Consider the following 16,323-nt stretch of genomic DNA (forward strand, 5'->3'; position numbering starts at 1 on the left):
ACAAGGCCGCGGGCGCTGGCTCCTGCCGCAAGGAATGTGATAATCCGGCAGGATGTCGCGCATGTCGCGGCATCAAGCCGGATTGCGAATGACCACCACTTCCAACGATGTCGCCGGGATCGACGAGTTCAGACGGCAATTGCAGTCGGCCGCGGCCGAGAACGCACGGCTGCGCAGCGAGCTTGCGATTGCAAGGGATCGCCAGGGCGCCAGCGCCGAGATTTTGCGCACCATCGCGGCCTCCCCGTCCGATGCGCGGCCGGTCTTCGCCGCGATCGCGTCCAGCTCGAAGCGCTTGCTCGGCGGCTTCTCGGCGACCGTGCTCCAGTTCATCGGCGACGAGCTGCATCTCGTGGCGTTCACGCCGACCAGCCCGGAAGCGGACGAAGGCCTGAAGGCCTCCTTCCCGAGGCGGATCGAGGACTTTCCGACCTTCGCGCTGGTGCGCGACGGCGAGACGATCCAGTTTCCAGACAGCGAAGCCGACGACGTGCCGGAGCTGAACCGCAATCTGGCGAGGCTGCGCGGCTTTCGCAGCGTGCTGTTCATGCCGCTGATGAACCGGGGCGCCCCGGTCGGCATGATCAGCGTCACGCGCGCCGAGCCCGGTGCGTTTGCGCCCGATCTCGTGCAATTGCTTCAGACGTTCGCCGACCAGGCCGTGATCGCGATCGAGAATGCGCGGCTGTTCAACGAGACGCGCGAGACGCTGGAGCGGCAGACCGCCACGGCCGACATCCTGAAGGTGATGGCCGGCTCGCCGTCGGACGTGCAGCCGGTGTTCGACGCGATCGCCGCCAACGCCAACCGGCTGATCGGCGGCTTCTCCACCGCGGTGCTGCGCTATGTCGACGGCGCCGCGCACCTCGCGGCGTTCACGCCCGGCGATCCGGCCGGCGACCGCGTGCTCCAGGCCTCGTTCCCGGTGCCGTTCGCGCAATTCCCGCCGTATCAGCTCGTGGCTAAAGGCGCCGCGGCGCAGCTCCCCGACACCGAGCTTGAGCCGGCCGCACGCGACATCGCGCGTTCCCGGGGCTTTCGCAGCATGCTGTTCACCCCCTTGATGAGCGAGGGCGAGGCCATCGGCGTCATCATCGCCACGCGCCGCGTGACCGGCGCGTTCGCCGAGCATCATGTGCGGCTGCTGCGGACCTTCGCCGACCAGGCGGTGATCGCGATCAAGAATGTCAGCCTGTTCAACGCGACGAAGGAAGCGCTGGAACGGCAGACCGCGACCGCTGACATCCTCAAGGTGATCGCGGCCTCGCCGGCTGATGTCACGCCGGTGTTTCAGGCGATCTCCGACAGTGCCAAGTCGCTGGTCGGAGGACATTCCTCCACCGTCACCCGCGTCGTCAACGGCATGCTGCATCTGGCCGCCTTCACCACCGACAACGAGGCCGGCAACGCGGAGCTGCTCAGCTCGTTCCCGGCGCCGCTTGCGGCATCGGGCATCCACAGCCGGGTGGCGACGAGCGGAGACTACGCCTTCCGCAGCGACATGCAGAACGAGCCCGATCTCACGGAGGCCATGCGCGAGCTGGCGCGAACGCGAGGCTATCGCAGCATCCTCGTGATTCCGATGCTGCGCGACGGCATCGCCATCGGAACCATCGGCGTGACGCGCCCCGAGGCGGGCCCATTCCCGGACAAGGCGATCAGCCTGCTCAAGACCTTTGCCGACCAGGCCGTGATCGCGGTCGAGAACACCCGCCTGTTCAACGAGGTGCAGGACCGCACGCGGGAGCTCGCCAAATCGCTCGACGATTTGCGCGCGGCGCAAGACCGGCTGATCCAGACCGAAAAGCTGGCCTCGCTCGGCCAGCTCACCGCCGGCATCGCGCACGAGATCAAGAACCCGCTCAACTTCGTCAACAATTTTGCCTCGCTCTCGGCCGAGCTGACCGACGAGCTGAACGAGGTGCTTGCGCCCGTCCCGCTCGCCGACGATCTGCGCGCGGAGGTCGACGAGCTGACGGGGCTGCTGAGAGACAATCTTGGAAAGGTCGTGCAGCACGGAAGGCGCGCCGATTCCATCGTCAAGAACATGCTTCTGCATTCGCGCGAGGGCGGCGGCGAGCATCGGCTGGCCGACATCAACGCGCTGGTCGAGGAGAGCCTCGACCTCGCCTATCACGGCGCGCGCGCCGAGAAGCCGCGGTTCGACGTGACGCTGAAGCGTGAGCTCGATCCCGCGGCAGGCTCCGCCGAAGTGTTTCCGCAGGAGATCACGCGGGTGTTGCTGAACCTGATCTCAAACGGTTTTTATGCGGTGACCAGGCGCAAGGCGGATGATGGCGCCGGCGGCTACGAGCCGGCGGTAACAGCGACGACGCGCGACCGCGGCGACAGCATCGAGATCCGCATTCGCGACAACGGCACCGGCATTCCGGAAGACGTGAAGGCGAAGATGTTCAATCCGTTCTTCACCACCAAGCCGGCTGGCGAAGGTACCGGTCTCGGACTGTCGATGAGCCACGACATCATCGTGAAGCAGCACGGCGGCACGATCGACGTCACGACGGAGCCCGGCGCGTTCACGGAGTTCACGATCCTGTTGCCGCGAAAGAGCAGCTTTGCGGATACGACCACAGGATAGCGTCGCTCGGGAGGTGCCTTCATGAATCCAGCGCGGCTCATTCGGCGACAATTGCTGTCGCTGTCCGGCGTCGGCCTCATGCTGGGGGCGCTGTTCTTCGCGGCCGCGCTGACGCCGACGCTGATCCCGCGCAGCTATCTCACGCAAGGTGCCCTCGCCGGCGGCTGCTTTGCGATCGGCTATTTCGCCGGAATCCTGTGGCGCCGGCTGTGGCACTATCTCGAACTGCCCGAGCCTTCGGCGCGCACGAGATCAATTGCGAATGCGCTTGCCGCAGCCGTCTGCTTGCTCGTCGTCATTGTCTTCCTGTGGCGCACGGCCGAATGGCAGAACTCGATCCGCGCCGTGATGAAGATGGCGCCGGTCGAGACCGCCCATCCGTTCAAGGTCTGTATCATCGCCCTGATCACGTTCGTCGTGCTGCTGGCGCTGGGGCGGTTGTTCGCGCTCGTCGCCCGCTTGCTCGCCGCGCGCACACGACGCCTCGTGCCGCGGAAGGTCGCGAACGTGATCGGCGTGCTGGTCGCAGGCCTGCTGTTCTGGTCGATCGCCAGCAATGTCCTGATCCGCACGGCCTTCAACCTGCTCGACTCCTCCTTCCGCGAGCTCGACGCCTTGCAAGAGCCTGAGCGGCCGCAACCGACCGCCCCCGATCGAACAGGCAGTTCTGCGTCACTGGTGAAGTGGAAGGAGCTTGGCCGCATGGGGCGCCGATTCGTTGCCTCTGGCCCGACCGCGGCCGAGATCGGCCCCCTTACGGGAGGGCCTGCGCAGAATCCCGTGCGCGTCTATGTCGGCCTCGGCAGCCGCGACACGGCGCAGGCGCGCGCCAGGCTTGCGCTCGACGAGCTCAAGCGCCAGCACGGCTTCGACCGCAAAATCCTGATCGTCATCACGCCGACCGGCACCGGCTGGATCGATCCGGCCGCGATGGATACGGTCGAATATCTCCACCATGGCGATGTCGCGAGCGTCGCGATGCAGTATTCCTATCTCAACAGCCCGCTGTCGCTGCTATTTCAGCCGGAATACGGAGCGGAAGCGGCGCGCGCGCTGTTCGCGGAAATCTACGGCTACTGGACGACGCTGCCGAGGGACAAGCGGCCGAAGCTGTATCTGCACGGGCTCAGCCTCGGAGCCATGAACTCGGAGAAATCCGCGGAGCTGTTCGAGACGATCGGGGATCCCATTGCCGGCGCGCTGTGGAGTGGGCCGCCGTTCGAGAGCCACATCTGGCGCTCGGTCACCGCGAACCGCAATCCGGGATCGCCGGCCTGGCTGCCGGAATTCCGCGACAGCCGCTTCGTCCGCTTCATGAACCAGAACGGACCGACGGTGCCGCCGGATACGCCCTGGGGGCCGATGCGGGTCGTCTATCTGCAATATGCCAGCGACGCGATCACCTTCTTCGCCTACCGCGACGCCTATCAGGCGCCGGACTGGATGAATGCGCCGCGCGGACCGGACGTGTCACCGGAGCTGCGATGGTATCCTATCGTGACGATGCTGCAGCTCGCCCTCGACATGGCGGTCGCGACCGCGACGCCGATGGGCTTTGGCCATGTCTACGCGCCCGAGCATTACGTCGATGCCTGGGTTGCGGTGACAGATGTCAGTGATTGGTCCGCCGAAGCACTCGCGCGTCTCAAGGAACAGCTTGCGGCGAAGGCGCGGAAGACGAGCGCAGGTGATGCCGACGACGATCCCGATCGCGGCGGCTAGCCCCTACTCCGCCATCTCCACCTGCTGCGTGACGGAGGGGCCGGCGAGCGGCCGCTCCTCCATCGCGATCAGGCAGAGCGCGGCGGTGGTCATCAGCGCGGTGGCGGCGCCGAAGACGTAGCGGAAAGCGTGCCGCATGTCGTCGGCGGGAATGGCGACCGCGCCGGCGGCATGATGCTCGCCGGCCAGCGGAACGTCGGCGCCGAGCGCGATCAGCAGGATCGCCGCGAACGCCGCGACCGTGAACGAGGACATCAGCGAGCGGAAGAAGTTCATCGCGCCCGTGATGGTGCCGACTTGTGGGCGCGCGACCGAATTCTGCAGCGAGACCACGCAGACCGGGAAGGTCGTGCCGAGGCCGAGCGCAAACGCCGCCATCAGCGTCAGCAGGCCCCACAGCGGCAAGGTGGTGACCGTGAGGCCGAGGCCGCACAGCGCGGCCCAGGACGTGCCGATGATGGCAACGCGCTTGTAGTGTTTTGCGCGCGCCATGGTGCGGCCGGCAATCGCCGCGCCGCAGGTCGAGACCGCCGCGAGCGGAATCAATGCAAGCCCCGCCTCGCTGGCACTGAGGTGATAGACCTGCTCGTAATAGAGCGGAAGCTGCACGGTGAGGCCCGTGATCGCACCTAGGCCGCAGCCGCCGGCCGTCAACGCGAACGGCGCCACCGATCCCGTCAGCAGCTTCAAGGGCAGGAACGGCTCGTCGGCGCGGCGCGCGTGCCAGACGAAGGTGACTGCGAGGGCGACGGCGCCACCCACCATCGCAAGCACGGTCGGCGAAAGCCACGGATAACGCGTGCCGCCCCAGGTCACCACCAGCATGAAGACGACGGCTGAGGCCATCAGCAGGACGCCGCCGAGCCAGTCGACCTTGCGCTTGCGGTGGAACACCGGGATCTTCTTCATCTTCGGCAGCAGCAGCGCGATCGCCGCGGCGGCGAGCGGCAGATTGATCCAGAAGATCATCGACCAGTGCAGATGCTCTGCGAACACGCCGCCGATGACCGGGCCAAGAATGCCGCCGACCATCCAGACGCTGGAGAAATAGGCCTGGTACTGTCCGCGCTCGCGCGGCGAGACGACGTCGGAGATCACGGTCTGGACGACCGGCATGATGCCGCCGCCGCCGAGGCCCTGAAGGCCGCGCGCCAGAATCAGCATCGGCATGTTCGGCGCGATCGCGCACAGCACGGAGCCTGCGACGAACAGGCTGAGCGAAATGATGATCATCGCGCGGCGGCCGTAGATATCGCTCAGCGTCCCGAACACCGGTGCGACCGCGGTCGAGGCGAGCAGATAGGCGGTGATGACCCAGGAGAGATTGGAGACGTCGTGAAACTGGCGCCCGATGGTCGGCAGCGCGGTGGCGACGATGGTCTGGTCGAGGGCTGCCAGGAACATCGTCAGCATCAGGCTGATCACGATGGTCCGGACCTCGTCCTGCGACAGCGGCGCCGGCGGCGCGAGCGAGGGCGCGTCATCGACGCTCAGGACCTCGCTCGGAAGGCGGGACAGCTCTTCGGCGATATCGTCGGGCAACGCCTGGATGTCGGCAGAACTGCTCTGCCGGTCGAACTTGTTCATCTCGATCGGAAGCCGTGAGGCGGCGCAACGCCGCGAAGGATTCGTTCTATGCCGCCAATGTAGACAGCAAAGTTCTTCTCAGGCAGGCACCGCGGCGCATGGGTGCATCCCACCGCGGGGTCATCGCGATGACGTGATCCGACGTCGCAGGCGGATCAGTCCTTCGGGCGTCGCTTCAGGCGTGCCCGTTTCGGCAGCTGCGCCGGCCATTGGACGATGTGGTCCTCGAGCTCCTCGTCCGGGATCTCCTCCTCGCTGCCCTCGACCCGGCCGCGCACGGAGACGCCGGCTTCATGAACGGTGTTGGGATCGCCCGAGACCAGCGGATGCCACCAATAGAGGTCGCGCCCTTCCGCGACCAGCTTGTAGCCGCAGCTCGGCGGCAGCCAGTTCAGGGTGCGGACATTGGCCGGGGTCAGGCGGACGCAGTCGGGAACCTTGGCGGAGCGATTCGGATAGTCCTTGCAACCGCAGGTCCCGGCATCGAGCAGCTTGCAGCCGACATGGGTGAAATAGATGTCGCCGGTATCCTCGTCCTCGAGCTTGTTCAGGCAGCAGCGGCCGCAGCCGTCGCACAGGCTCTCCCATTCGGCCTCCGACAGCTCTTCCAACGTCTTGGTTTTCCAGAAGAATCCTTCCTGGCCTGAAGGTCGTTTGGGAGCTGCGGTCATGCGTCTCAACAAGGGTTCGAAAGAGCTACGGCTCGTTCCATCTAGGGCGTGAGGCCCGGACGCTGCAAGCAACGCCCAATTGAGGCCCGTAATGAACCGGGGTCAATTAGGCCTGTTGTTCAAAATCGTGAGCCTGACCATTGGTTTATAGGCCCTGCTCGGCTAGAAGGAACAGCAAGTCCCCTCGGATGCGAAACCGGCGCCTTGGGTTTGCCGCAACATTCCCTCAAGGCGTCTCGGTGCCGCCCCGGCCGGGTGCTAGAACGCTGTCGAACCGAGCCTCAAGGGTTCTAGGTGGTCCAGAACACACCATCCAACTGGAAGAGCCGCATCCGGAATTTCTTTCTGGACCTCGACGCGCGCATCGATTCCTCGCTGTTCTCCTCGGCCAAGGGCATCCGCGAGCTCTACGAGCGCTATTCGACCTTCATGGACCGCTTCTATGTCGGGCGGTGGAAGCGCTGGGTGTTCATCGAGCCGCTGTCGGAGGCCGCGACGCTGGGCCTCGGCGGCCTGGTCGTGATGCTCACGCTCGCCATCCCCGCCTTCCGCGAGACCGCGGACGAGGACTGGCTGAAGAAATCCGATCTCGCGGTGTCCTTCCTCGACCGCTATGGCAATCCGATCGGCAGCCGCGGCATCAAGCACAATGACTCGATCCCGCTGGAAGATTTTCCGGACGTGCTGATCAAGGCGACGCTCGCGACCGAAGACCGCCGCTTCTACGAGCATTTCGGCATCGACATCGCCGGCACCGCGCGCGCGCTCGTCACCAACGCCCAGGCCGGCGGCGTCCGCCAGGGGGGCTCCTCGATCACCCAGCAGCTCGCCAAGAACCTGTTCCTGAGCAACGAGCGCACCATCGAGCGCAAGGTCAACGAAGCCTTCCTCGCGGTCTGGCTGGAATGGCGCCTGACCAAGAACGAGATCCTCAAGCTGTACCTCGACCGCGCCTATATGGGCGGCGGCACTTTTGGCGTCGACGGCGCAGCCCACTTCTACTTCAACAAGTCGGCGCGCGACGTGACGCTGTCGGAAGCCGCGATGCTCGCCGGCCTGTTCAAGGCGCCGACCAAATACGCCCCGCACATCAACCTGCCCGCGGCGCGCGCCCGCGCCAACGTCGTGCTCGACAATCTCGTCGATGCCGGCTTCATGACCGAGGGCCAGGTGTTCGGCGCCCGCCGGAATCCTGCCTTCGCGGTCGATCGCCGCGACGAGGCCTCGCCGAACTACTATCTCGACTACGCCTTCGACGAGATGCGCAAGCTGGTCGACACCTTCCCGAAGTCGTACACCGAGCGCGTCTTCGTGGTGCGCCTCGCGATCGACACCAACGTGCAGAAGGCGGCGGAAGACGCCATCGAGAACCAGCTGCGCCAGTTCGGCCGCGACTATCACGCGACCCAGGCCGCGACCGTCGTCTCCGATCTCGACGGCGGCATCCGCGCCATGGTCGGCGGCCGCGACTATGGTGCGAGCCAGTTCAACCGCGCGACCGACGCCTACCGCCAGCCCGGCTCGTCGTTCAAGCCTTACGTCTACACCACCGCACTCCTGAACGGCTTCACGCCGAACTCGATCGTGGTCGACGGCCCGGTCTGCATCGGCAATTGGTGTCCGCAGAACTATGGCCATTCCTATTCCGGCTCGGTGACGCTGACGCAGGCGATCACGCGCTCGATCAACGTCGTGCCCGTCAAGCTGTCGATCGCGATCGGCCAGAAGGAACAGCCGAAGGCGCCGAACCCGGCCAAGCTCGGCCGCGCCAAGATCGTCGAGGTCGCCCGCCGCTTCGGCCTCAAGGCGCCGCTGCCCGATACCCCGTCGCTGCCGATCGGCTCGGACGAAGTCACCGTGCTCGAGCACGCCGTCGCCTACGCCACCTTCCCCAACCGCGGCAAGGCGGTGACACCGCATTCGGTACTGGAGGTGCGCACCGGTGCCGGTGATCCGGTCTGGCGCTGGGACCGCGACGGTCCGAAGCCGCGACAAGCGATCCCGGCCTCCGTTGCCGCCGACATGGCCGGCATGATGAGCCACGTCGTCAGCGAAGGCACCGCGCGCCGCGCCGCGCTCGACGGCATTCCGACCGCCGGCAAGACCGGCACGACCAATGCGTATCGTGACGCCTGGTTCGTCGGTTACACCGGCAATTTCACCTGCGCGGTGTGGTACGGCAATGACGACTATTCGCCGACCAACCGCATGACCGGCGGCTCGTTGCCGGCGCAGACCTGGCACGACATCATGGTCGCCGCGCATCAGGGCGTCGAGGTCCGGGAAATCCCCGGCATCGGCATGGGCCAGAAGCTGCCGCCGCAGCCGACGGCAGCACAAGCCAATGCGGCACCGAAGGTGCTGGAGACCAAGCCCGGTCCGCCGCCGGTGCTGACCAAGCGCGGCGCCGACATCCTGGTGCGCGTCGAGAAGCTGCTCGATGACGCCGCCAAGACCGCGACCAAATCAACCAGCAACGACGCCAATGCGGCCAAGCCGGCCTCGTCGACGAGCGCGCTCGCCTTTCCACAGAACTATGCGGAAGAGAATGCGAACGCATCCGCCCCGCGCAAGAACTGATCGAAACCCGTGCGGCTGATCCTGATCACATTGACGGCCCTTCTGCTCGCGAGCGTGGTCGGCGTCGGCGCGACCTGGATGACGACGACCCGCGGCACCGAGATCGGCGCGCTGACCATCGGTCCGTGGACCGCGCGGCCGCGCACCGGCACCGCCGACGTCGATCCCTATTCGCGCGCCACTATCGTGCGCAACGGCGAGCTGCCGATCGGCACCGGTGACGGCGTCGCCTTCACCGCGACCGCCGACGAGAAGAAGAAGGCGCTCGACGGCCGCTGCGACGTCGTCGTCTCCGGCGTGACGCCGCCGGCGCGGTTCTGGACACTGACGCTGTACGACCGCAAGGGCCACCTCGTCGCCAATTCGCTGCAGCGCTACGGCTTCACCAGCCAGGAGATCGTGCGGCAGTCCGACGGCTCGTTCGAGATCCGCATCGCCTCGCGCTCACGCGCCGGCAACTGGCTGCCGACCGGCGGCATCGAGCGCTACGCGCTGATGCTGCGCCTCTACGATACCCCTGTCGGGGTCGCGACGCGCACACAGCGCGATGCGCCGATGCCCACGATCAAGACGGTGGGCTGCTCATGATCCGCCTGATGTTCACCATCGTCGCGGGCGTGGTGCTGGGCCTCGTGGTCCATCTCGTCAGCGTGCTGGCGCTGCCGCGGATCGCGACACAGGACGCCTATTCGCGGCTGACGCCGATGACGAAGCTCAACGCCGTGACCCAGCTTCCCCTCGCCGATCCCAACAATTCGCCGATGCCGTTCATGGACCCGGCCTTCGCGATCGCGATCTGCCGCTACGACCTCACGGGCGGGCCGCTCAAGCTGACGGTGCCGGTGAGCCAGGCCTACACCTCGGTGTCGTTCTACACCCGCAACGAGATCGCCTATTACGCCATCAACGACCGCTCCGCCGGCAAGAAGGTGATCGAGCTCGACCTGATGACCGAGCCGCAGCACAACGAGCTGCCCGAGGACGAAGAGATCACCGCGGCCGACCGCCTGATCATCGATTCCCCTGCTACCACCGGCTTGATCGTGATGAAGGCGCTCGCCGCCGAGCCCGGCTTGATGCAGCAGGCCCAGGCAACGCTTCAGGCTGCGACCTGCGCGCCGCAGACAGAAGCGCCGGCCAAGGCCGAGGCGCCGCGTGGCCGGCGCTGAGCGCGGTCGTTTCGACGCAATCAAAACAAAAACACGAAAAACAACCCCATGCACAGTAGCGGGGGTATTGAAATCATTGGACTAACGTTCGTCGGTCGGCGTCCTTTCCGGCATGATCGACATTTGGGACCATGGACCTGGAAGGTTTGACACGTCGGGCAAAACACTGGCACAACGGCAGCATCGAAAAGTTCGTAACACCCGCGCGGAAGAATCCGCTGCGGGTTTTTTCATGTCGGAGAAAGAGCGCCATGATCAAAGAATCATTATGCTCCTCCGCGGCAACCAAAGCTGACTTACCAGCGAACCCAAAATTGGATCCCTCCTCCTTCGGAATCAGCTTTTTGTGCTGGCCGTCTTGTCCAGCGCCGCGCGCAAGCCGTTGGCGAGCTTGATCGCGTCGTCGTTCGCCCAGAAGTGCATGAAGAAGAGGCGCGGCTGTTCATCCAGCATATGGCTATGGAGAGCCGTCACGCCGATGCCATGCGATCGCAACGCCTTGATCACGGGGTTCACCTCGCCGCTGGTCATTACGAAATCGCCGGTAATGACTGCCTTGCCGCCACCGGTCGGTTGAAAGTTGATGGCGGTTGCGACGCCCAGCGGACCGACGGGGCTCAACTGAATCCCTTCTTCGGTAATAGGATCGCGGCGGGGAACGTTGAACTGATAGACGCCGCCGTTGGCCTGCCCCTTGACGCCAATGATCTGGTCGAGCTGCGCGGTGTCGAGATCGACAGCAGGCGGAGGAGCCGTCGGGGCCGCCGCCGACAGCGGCGTCTTGCTTTCGGCAAGCGCATCTCGAATGGCGGTCGCGATCTTGACCGGATCGCCGTGCCCCGCCACGTGCATGTAGAACGTCGCCGGGCTCGCGCCGAGCAGATGATTGTGAACAGCAGTGATCTCCAACTCGCTCGCGATCATCTTCAGCATGACCGGGTTGATCTCGGATTCGAGCAGCACCAGATCGCCCATCGCCATGACCCCGCCATGCGCGGGCTTGAACGCGACCCAGCCGCCGAGCGCCAGCGCCGGCTTGATGGTCACGCCGTCGAGAGTCACCGTGAGGTCGGTGCGCGGAAAGCCGTAGCGATGTACATCGCCGGTGACGGCCGGCTTTCGGCCCAGCGCTTCATCGACCTTCTGCCAGTCGACATCCTGCGCGTGAGCGGCCGCGATGAAACAGGCGACGATGCCTATCAGCGCCGAGCAGGCGCTCCACGCCGTACCGAGGAGACGAGACGATTTGTCGGATGAGATCGAAAAAAAAGACATGTTGCGCCCATGCGTCAGGACGCGATTCTTGGGCATGTCGCCTCACGGGGAGATCGCACATCCCCGGCAACCGAAATAGAAACCCGGACGGCCAAGCTGTCAACCCGAGCATCCCGCGAACCGCCGAGCAAGCGTCACGAAGAGTTCAACCTCGATATGGAACCAGACCGTCATCTTGAGACCCGAGGACGAATTCACACAAGGTCGTCCGCACGGCAGAGGCGCGCTCACACAAGAGCGGGCTCATGAGGAACGCTTCCCGAATTGAGCCCCCCGCGCCCACAGCAATGCGAGCGGACCTAGCGCGATGCCGGCCGCAAGAACAACGAACGCCAGCAGCCAGCCGCTTGCGCTTTGCGGACCGCCGGCTGCGTCGAGCGCGGCGCCCGTGCCCCAGGCTCCGAGCGCTGACAGGCCGAAGCCGACCGTGGAGTGCAGAGCCAGAGTTGCACCACGATGCTCGGAGACGGCCGCAGCCGACATGCCGGCAGTCAACGCGCCAGAATCGGCGGGCACGGTCAGGCCATAGACGAGCAGCAGCAGCGCGAGCACCCATGCCGGCGCCGTAGCATTCAGCCCGACGACGATTGCAACACAAGCCGACGCGATCATCACGATAGTGATCGCGCGATGCCGGCCGAATTTCAGCGCGGCCTCGTTGCCGAGGATGCTCGCGGGCATCGAGATCACCGCGAAACAGAAGCTCAGCACGACGGGGCTCAGCCATGACGGCGCGCCTTGATGGGCGACGACGAAGGTCCAGAACCCGACGAGCCAGGTGCGGATGCCGTAGAGCTCGAAGCAGTGGGCGCCGTAACCGAGGATGTATCCGAGCGCCTCGCGGTTCGCGAAGACGGGCGCGAAGTTGAGAAGACGCTCCGCCTTCGGCGCGGGATGCTGCCCCTGCATCAGGAGGCACGCGGTGACCATGGCGACGGGGCCGAAGCCGGTGACGAGGAATGCGCTCCGCCATCCCCAACGGTCGGCGATAAGTTGCGCGACCAGGAACGAGAGGCCAACACCGACCGAGAAGCTCGACGTGTACAGCGTGACGGCCCGCGAGGTGTCGCCGGCGGGAAGACGGTCCGTCAGCGCCTTCGGGCCCGGCATATAGGCGCCGGCAAATCCAAGTCCTGCAAGGGACCAGATCGCGGTCGCCGACCAGAATCCTTGCGCGAAGATTCCGAACGCCGCGGTCGCGAGCCCGCTGACGATCGAGCCCCAGAGCAGCACGAGCCGCGCGTCGACCCGGTCGGTCAATGTCGTCAGCACGGGCACCGCGAGCATGTAGCCGAATGCATAACCGCTTGCCATCAAGCCGCCTTCGGCCGCCGACAGTCCCCACGCGGGCATCAGGTGCTGCGCCAGATTTGCGGACAGCGTCACGTGCGGCAACAGGTTGCCGACCTGCCCTATGCACATCACCGCAATCAGAGACCGACCGCTTAAGTTACGAATTTTGCTCTCCTGGCTGGAGGGGCGTTGATGTTGCCTGCTCCGTGCGAAGCAGCAGCAGCGCGAAGAAGGCCGAGACCGAGATGAGCGCGCTGATCCACAGCGCACTGCTGCCGATGTGCTCCACCATCAGCCCCAGTGCGAGCGGCGCGGCGGCCCCCGTCAGTCGCGACGGGAGCGAGATCATGCCGACGCGTCTGCCGAATCCCGCCGACCCGAACAGCGCCAAAGGGAGCGTCCCTCGGGCAATGGTGATGATGCCGTTGCCTGCTCCGTACAGCACCGTGAAGGTCGACGCGAGCAAGGGTCCGCCCGCGACGAGCGCAACGACACCGATCGGATTCATGAGCATGGCCAGCCTCGCCGAGAGCAGCGGATGAAACCGGGCGAGCCATCCTGCCTCCAGAAGGCGCGCGCCGACCTGCGCTGGTCCAACCAACGCGCCCGCGAGCAAGGCTTGCGCCGGTGTCGCGCCAAACGCAACCAGCATGGTCGGCAGAATGGCGGAGATTCCCGAGCTGACGAAGCTTGCTGCTACGAACATGTAAGCCAGCAGCACCATCGCGAAGGTCTCGCTCTGGCGTCCGGATTGCTGGCTCGCGCCCCCGCCCGGCCGAGACTCCTGGTCCAAGGGGGCGGCGCGCGGCAGCGAAAGATTGAGCGGCAGCGCAAGGCCGATATGGATCACCGCCCACACCTGACAGACGACGCGCCAGCCGTACTCCGAGGTGAGCCAGGTCGTGAGGGGCCAGCCGAGGGTGCTGGCGAATCCGGCGATCAGGGTGATGCCGGTGATGGTTCGTCGCGCATGGGTACCGTAGATGCGAGCAAGCGTCGCGAAGGCCGCTTCATAGAGGCCCATGCCCATGCCAATCCCGAGCAGCGCCCAGGCCGCAATCAGCACCGCCGCGCCATGGGCGACGGACAGCAGGAGCAAGCCCGCCACAAAAACGAGGTTCGAGATCGCAAGCAGGCTGCGCCCTCCGAACGTATCGATGGCATGGCCCACGCGCGGGCCGAGCAGACCGGAGATGACAAGCGCTCCAGACAGCGCGCCGAACACGTATGTCGGCGCAAGACCGAGATCGCGCGCAATCGGCGCAGCCAGGATGGCAGGGAGATAGTAGCTCGACGCCCACGCAACGGTCTGCGCGGAACCGAGCGCGACGACGACAGCGAGCGGACCCGCAGCCTGGCCCGCAGGGACTTGCGTCATGAGCAGCCGCACCCCGCAGCGCCAGCCTTCTTTGCCGATTCATCGGCAGCGCAGCAGGCTGACGGCTCCTCCTTCGCCGGCCCGCCGCAACATCCCGCTGCGGCTCCGGCGACCTCGATGCCACCACGCGTGCAGACGCCGGTCTCCGGCAGCACAAGCTCCACCCTCGCCGCAGCTTCCTTGTCGCCAGCGAGATCGGCCGCGATCGAGCGGACCTGTTCGTATCCGGTCATCATCAGGAAGGTCGGCGCACGGCCGTACGACTTCATGCCCGCCATGTAGAAGCCCGGCTCATCATGCGCGAGCTCGCGCGCACCGTGCGGACGCACCGTCCCACAGCTATGCTCGTTGGGATCGATGAGAGGTGCGAGGGCGACTGGTGCCTCGATGGCGGGATCGAGCCGCAGACGCAGTTCGGACAGGAACGAGAAGTCGGGACGGAAACCCGTCGACACGATCAATTCGTCCGCCACCACGCTTCGCCCGGCGCAACAGGGGCCGGCCGCGATCTTGAGGCGGCCTTCGGATTCCGAGAGATGCGTGACGCCGAATTCGGCTTCAACCCTGATCCTCCCGGAGGCAACAAGCGCGGCGAAGGCACTCCCAAGCTCGCCGCGTGCAGCAAGCTTGTCATTCCGGCCGCCGCCGAAGGCCTTCGCGGGATCAGCGCCACGCAACAGCCAGACGGGTTGCGTACCCGGCACCTCATCGGCGAGATGCACGAGGTCGATCAGCGTGCCTACCGCGGAATGACCGGCGCCCAGAACAGCAACGGACTTACCTGCATATCTGGAACGGCCAGCACCTCGGGCATCCGGCATGCCGTAGGCAATACGGTCGCTGCACTGGGGCTCGCCGATCGCCGGCAAGCCGTTGTGGCCGGCCGGATTGGGGGAGAACCATGTGCCTGATGTATCGATCACGGCGTCTGTACGCAGAGCTTCGGGACCCTTACCGTTCTGATACCGGATCTCGAACAGCGCCTGGTCGCGCCCCTTGGTCTTCGCCTTGTCGAAGCCGACGCGGCTGATGGCCGAGACGCGGCTGGCGGTCCGGATCACCTCGCGCAGCGGCGTGCGCGTCGCGAGCGGCATCAGGTATCGCTCAAGCAGTTCGCCGCCGGTCGGATAAGATTGCGGGTCCGGCGCATTCCATCCTGTCGGCGCCAGCATCCGCGCGGCGGCCTTGTCGACATTGTACTCACACGGCGAGAACAACTGGACATGCTGCCACTGGCGGACGGCGTGTCCGACTTCGGGTCCGGCCTCGAGCACAATGGGGGACATGCCGCGCTCGAGCACGTGCGCGGCCGCGGCCAGGCCGACCGGCCCTGCCCCGATAATGGCAACTGTCCTTCCGTCGCTCATTTCGCTACTCTCATATTTCTAGAATTATCGAATAAATCGGCAAAAAAATCAGGCCGCCGTCTTGGCATCCTTGCATTCGGCTTCGTCCACGCAGCATTCCGACACCAGGAAATCGACCAAGCCCTGCATCGAGTCGTAATTGGCATGGCAGACAAGCGTCGTGGATTCGCGGACCTGACTCACGAGCCCGACCGCGACCAGAGACTTGATGTGATGCGAAAGCGTCGATGCCGGTATCTTCAGCTTGTCCTGCAAGCGGCCGACGGGCGTGCCCGATCGTCCAGCCCGGACCAGCGCCCGGTAGATCTGAAGCCGTGTCCGGTTACCCAGGGCTTCCAAGCGTGCTGCGGCGTCGTCGATCTTCATGACCGCACCATATGTCGATCGCCTCCCAACGTCAACGGTATTTCTAGAATATTGGAAATATGGATCGACCCCGCGCGGTGGCTCGCCTCAACAGCACTTTCCGTTCTGCTGGATCGGCGGACAAGGAACAGACCCGTAGGAGCAATAGACGCAGCAATCGCCACTCTTGGGCTTGAGCCGGGTCCCGCACCCCCTGCAATCGTAGAAGAACTGACAGGCGTCAATCGGCATGGTTTCGGCTGACGCGTGATGACAGACCGGACACGTGATTATCGATTGCGTTTGCATGGCCGGCTTCATGCCCTACGATGCGCCT

Annotated in this window: 13 protein-coding genes; 5 read left to right on the forward strand and 8 right to left on the reverse strand. The window is 65.5% G+C overall.

Translation table 11 applies throughout. The annotated features are described in order from the left end of the window. Positions 1-88: 88 nt before the first annotated feature. Entirely contained in the window at positions 89-2,599 is a 2,511-nt protein-coding gene (locus JQ627_RS03925) for a GAF domain-containing protein (RefSeq protein ID WP_212482821.1), read from the forward strand. Positions 2,600-2,620: 21 nt separating this feature from the next. Next, entirely contained in the window at positions 2,621-4,321 is a 1,701-nt protein-coding gene (locus JQ627_RS03930) for an alpha/beta-hydrolase family protein (protein WP_212482822.1), read from the forward strand. 3 nt (positions 4,322-4,324) lie between these two features. On the opposite strand, the gene JQ627_RS03935 is transcribed toward JQ627_RS03930, so the two are convergent. Next, positions 4,325-5,908: an MDR family MFS transporter gene (locus JQ627_RS03935; RefSeq protein ID WP_212482823.1), complete on the reverse strand. Its 1,584-nt coding sequence runs from the start codon at positions 5,906-5,908 to the stop codon at positions 4,325-4,327. Between the two features lie 155 nt (positions 5,909-6,063). After that, on the reverse strand, positions 6,064-6,579 hold the full coding sequence (locus tag JQ627_RS03940; protein ID WP_212482824.1) for a YcgN family cysteine cluster protein: 516 nt from the start codon (positions 6,577-6,579) through the stop codon (positions 6,064-6,066). Positions 6,580-6,873: 294 nt separating this feature from the next. On the opposite strand from JQ627_RS03940, the gene JQ627_RS03945 reads away from it, so the two are divergent. The 3 genes from JQ627_RS03945 to JQ627_RS03955 are packed head-to-tail and all read left to right on the forward strand — an operon-like array spanning position 6,874 to position 10,328. Next, complete coding sequence (locus JQ627_RS03945; protein ID WP_212482825.1) at positions 6,874-9,159, forward strand: transglycosylase domain-containing protein; 2,286 nt, start codon at positions 6,874-6,876, stop codon at positions 9,157-9,159. A gap of 9 nt (positions 9,160-9,168) precedes the next feature. Continuing rightward, positions 9,169-9,747, forward strand: a complete 579-nt coding sequence (locus tag JQ627_RS03950; protein WP_212482826.1) for a DUF1214 domain-containing protein — start codon at positions 9,169-9,171, stop codon at positions 9,745-9,747. After that, positions 9,744-10,328 carry a DUF1254 domain-containing protein gene (locus tag JQ627_RS03955; protein ID WP_212482827.1) on the forward strand — a complete coding sequence of 195 codons (585 nt, stop codon included), beginning with the start codon at positions 9,744-9,746 and terminating at the stop codon, positions 10,326-10,328. Before JQ627_RS03950 ends, JQ627_RS03955 begins: the two co-directional genes overlap by 4 nt. A 336-nt stretch (positions 10,329-10,664) precedes the next feature. Here the strand turns inward: JQ627_RS03955 and JQ627_RS03960 are convergent, their stop codons facing one another. From JQ627_RS03960 to JQ627_RS38940, 6 genes are all read right to left on the reverse strand, one after another. Further along, positions 10,665-11,603 (reverse strand): DUF1259 domain-containing protein, encoded by a 939-nt coding sequence (locus JQ627_RS03960; RefSeq protein WP_249142842.1) that lies wholly within the window; start codon positions 11,601-11,603, stop codon positions 10,665-10,667. A 243-nt stretch (positions 11,604-11,846) separates the two neighbouring features. Then, positions 11,847-13,025, reverse strand: a complete 1,179-nt coding sequence (locus JQ627_RS03965; protein WP_212482828.1) for an MFS transporter — start codon at positions 13,023-13,025, stop codon at positions 11,847-11,849. 28 nt (positions 13,026-13,053) lie between these two features. Then, positions 13,054-14,274 (reverse strand): MFS transporter, encoded by a 1,221-nt coding sequence (locus tag JQ627_RS03970; RefSeq protein WP_212482829.1) that lies wholly within the window; start codon positions 14,272-14,274, stop codon positions 13,054-13,056. Further along, positions 14,271-15,641, reverse strand: a complete 1,371-nt coding sequence (locus JQ627_RS03975) for an NAD(P)-binding domain-containing protein (RefSeq protein WP_212482830.1) — start codon at positions 15,639-15,641, stop codon at positions 14,271-14,273. The genes JQ627_RS03970 and JQ627_RS03975 overlap by 4 nt, the downstream gene beginning before the upstream one ends. Positions 15,642-15,689: 48 nt before the next feature. Beyond that, positions 15,690-16,007, reverse strand: coding sequence for a helix-turn-helix transcriptional regulator (locus tag JQ627_RS03980; RefSeq protein WP_212482831.1), 318 nt, complete (start codon positions 16,005-16,007; stop codon positions 15,690-15,692). 87 nt (positions 16,008-16,094) lie between these two features. Then, entirely contained in the window at positions 16,095-16,295 is a 201-nt protein-coding gene (locus JQ627_RS38940; RefSeq protein ID WP_249142908.1) for a GDCCVxC domain-containing (seleno)protein, read from the reverse strand. Between the last annotated feature and the right edge of the window lie 28 nt (positions 16,296-16,323).

Source organism: Bradyrhizobium liaoningense, assembly GCF_018130785.1.
GTDB classification, from domain to species: domain Bacteria; phylum Pseudomonadota; class Alphaproteobacteria; order Rhizobiales; family Xanthobacteraceae; genus Bradyrhizobium; species Bradyrhizobium liaoningense_A.

Excerpts from the sequence above, each read along its gene's own strand:
- JQ627_RS03970 (WP_212482829.1), bottom strand. The coding sequence starts at position 14,274 with ATGACGCAAGTCCCTGCGGGCCAGGCTGCGGGTCCGCTCGCTGTCGTC.
- JQ627_RS03940 (WP_212482824.1), bottom strand. The coding sequence starts at position 6,579 with ATGACCGCAGCTCCCAAACGACCTTCAGGCCAGGAAGGATTCTTCTGG.
- JQ627_RS03975 (WP_212482830.1), bottom strand. The coding sequence starts at position 15,641 with ATGAGCGACGGAAGGACAGTTGCCATTATCGGGGCAGGGCCGGTCGGC.
- JQ627_RS03955 (WP_212482827.1), top strand. The coding sequence starts at position 9,744 with ATGATCCGCCTGATGTTCACCATCGTCGCGGGCGTGGTGCTGGGCCTC.
- JQ627_RS03925 (WP_212482821.1), top strand. The coding sequence starts at position 89 with ATGACCACCACTTCCAACGATGTCGCCGGGATCGACGAGTTCAGACGG.
- JQ627_RS03960 (WP_249142842.1), bottom strand. The coding sequence starts at position 11,603 with ATGTCTTTTTTTTCGATCTCATCCGACAAATCGTCTCGTCTCCTCGGT.
- JQ627_RS38940 (WP_249142908.1), bottom strand. The coding sequence starts at position 16,295 with ATGCAAACGCAATCGATAATCACGTGTCCGGTCTGTCATCACGCGTCA.
- JQ627_RS03980 (WP_212482831.1), bottom strand. The coding sequence starts at position 16,007 with ATGAAGATCGACGACGCCGCAGCACGCTTGGAAGCCCTGGGTAACCGG.
- JQ627_RS03935 (WP_212482823.1), bottom strand. The coding sequence starts at position 5,908 with ATGAACAAGTTCGACCGGCAGAGCAGTTCTGCCGACATCCAGGCGTTG.
- JQ627_RS03930 (WP_212482822.1), top strand. The coding sequence starts at position 2,621 with ATGAATCCAGCGCGGCTCATTCGGCGACAATTGCTGTCGCTGTCCGGC.
- JQ627_RS03965 (WP_212482828.1), bottom strand. The coding sequence starts at position 13,025 with ATGTGCATAGGGCAGGTCGGCAACCTGTTGCCGCACGTGACGCTGTCC.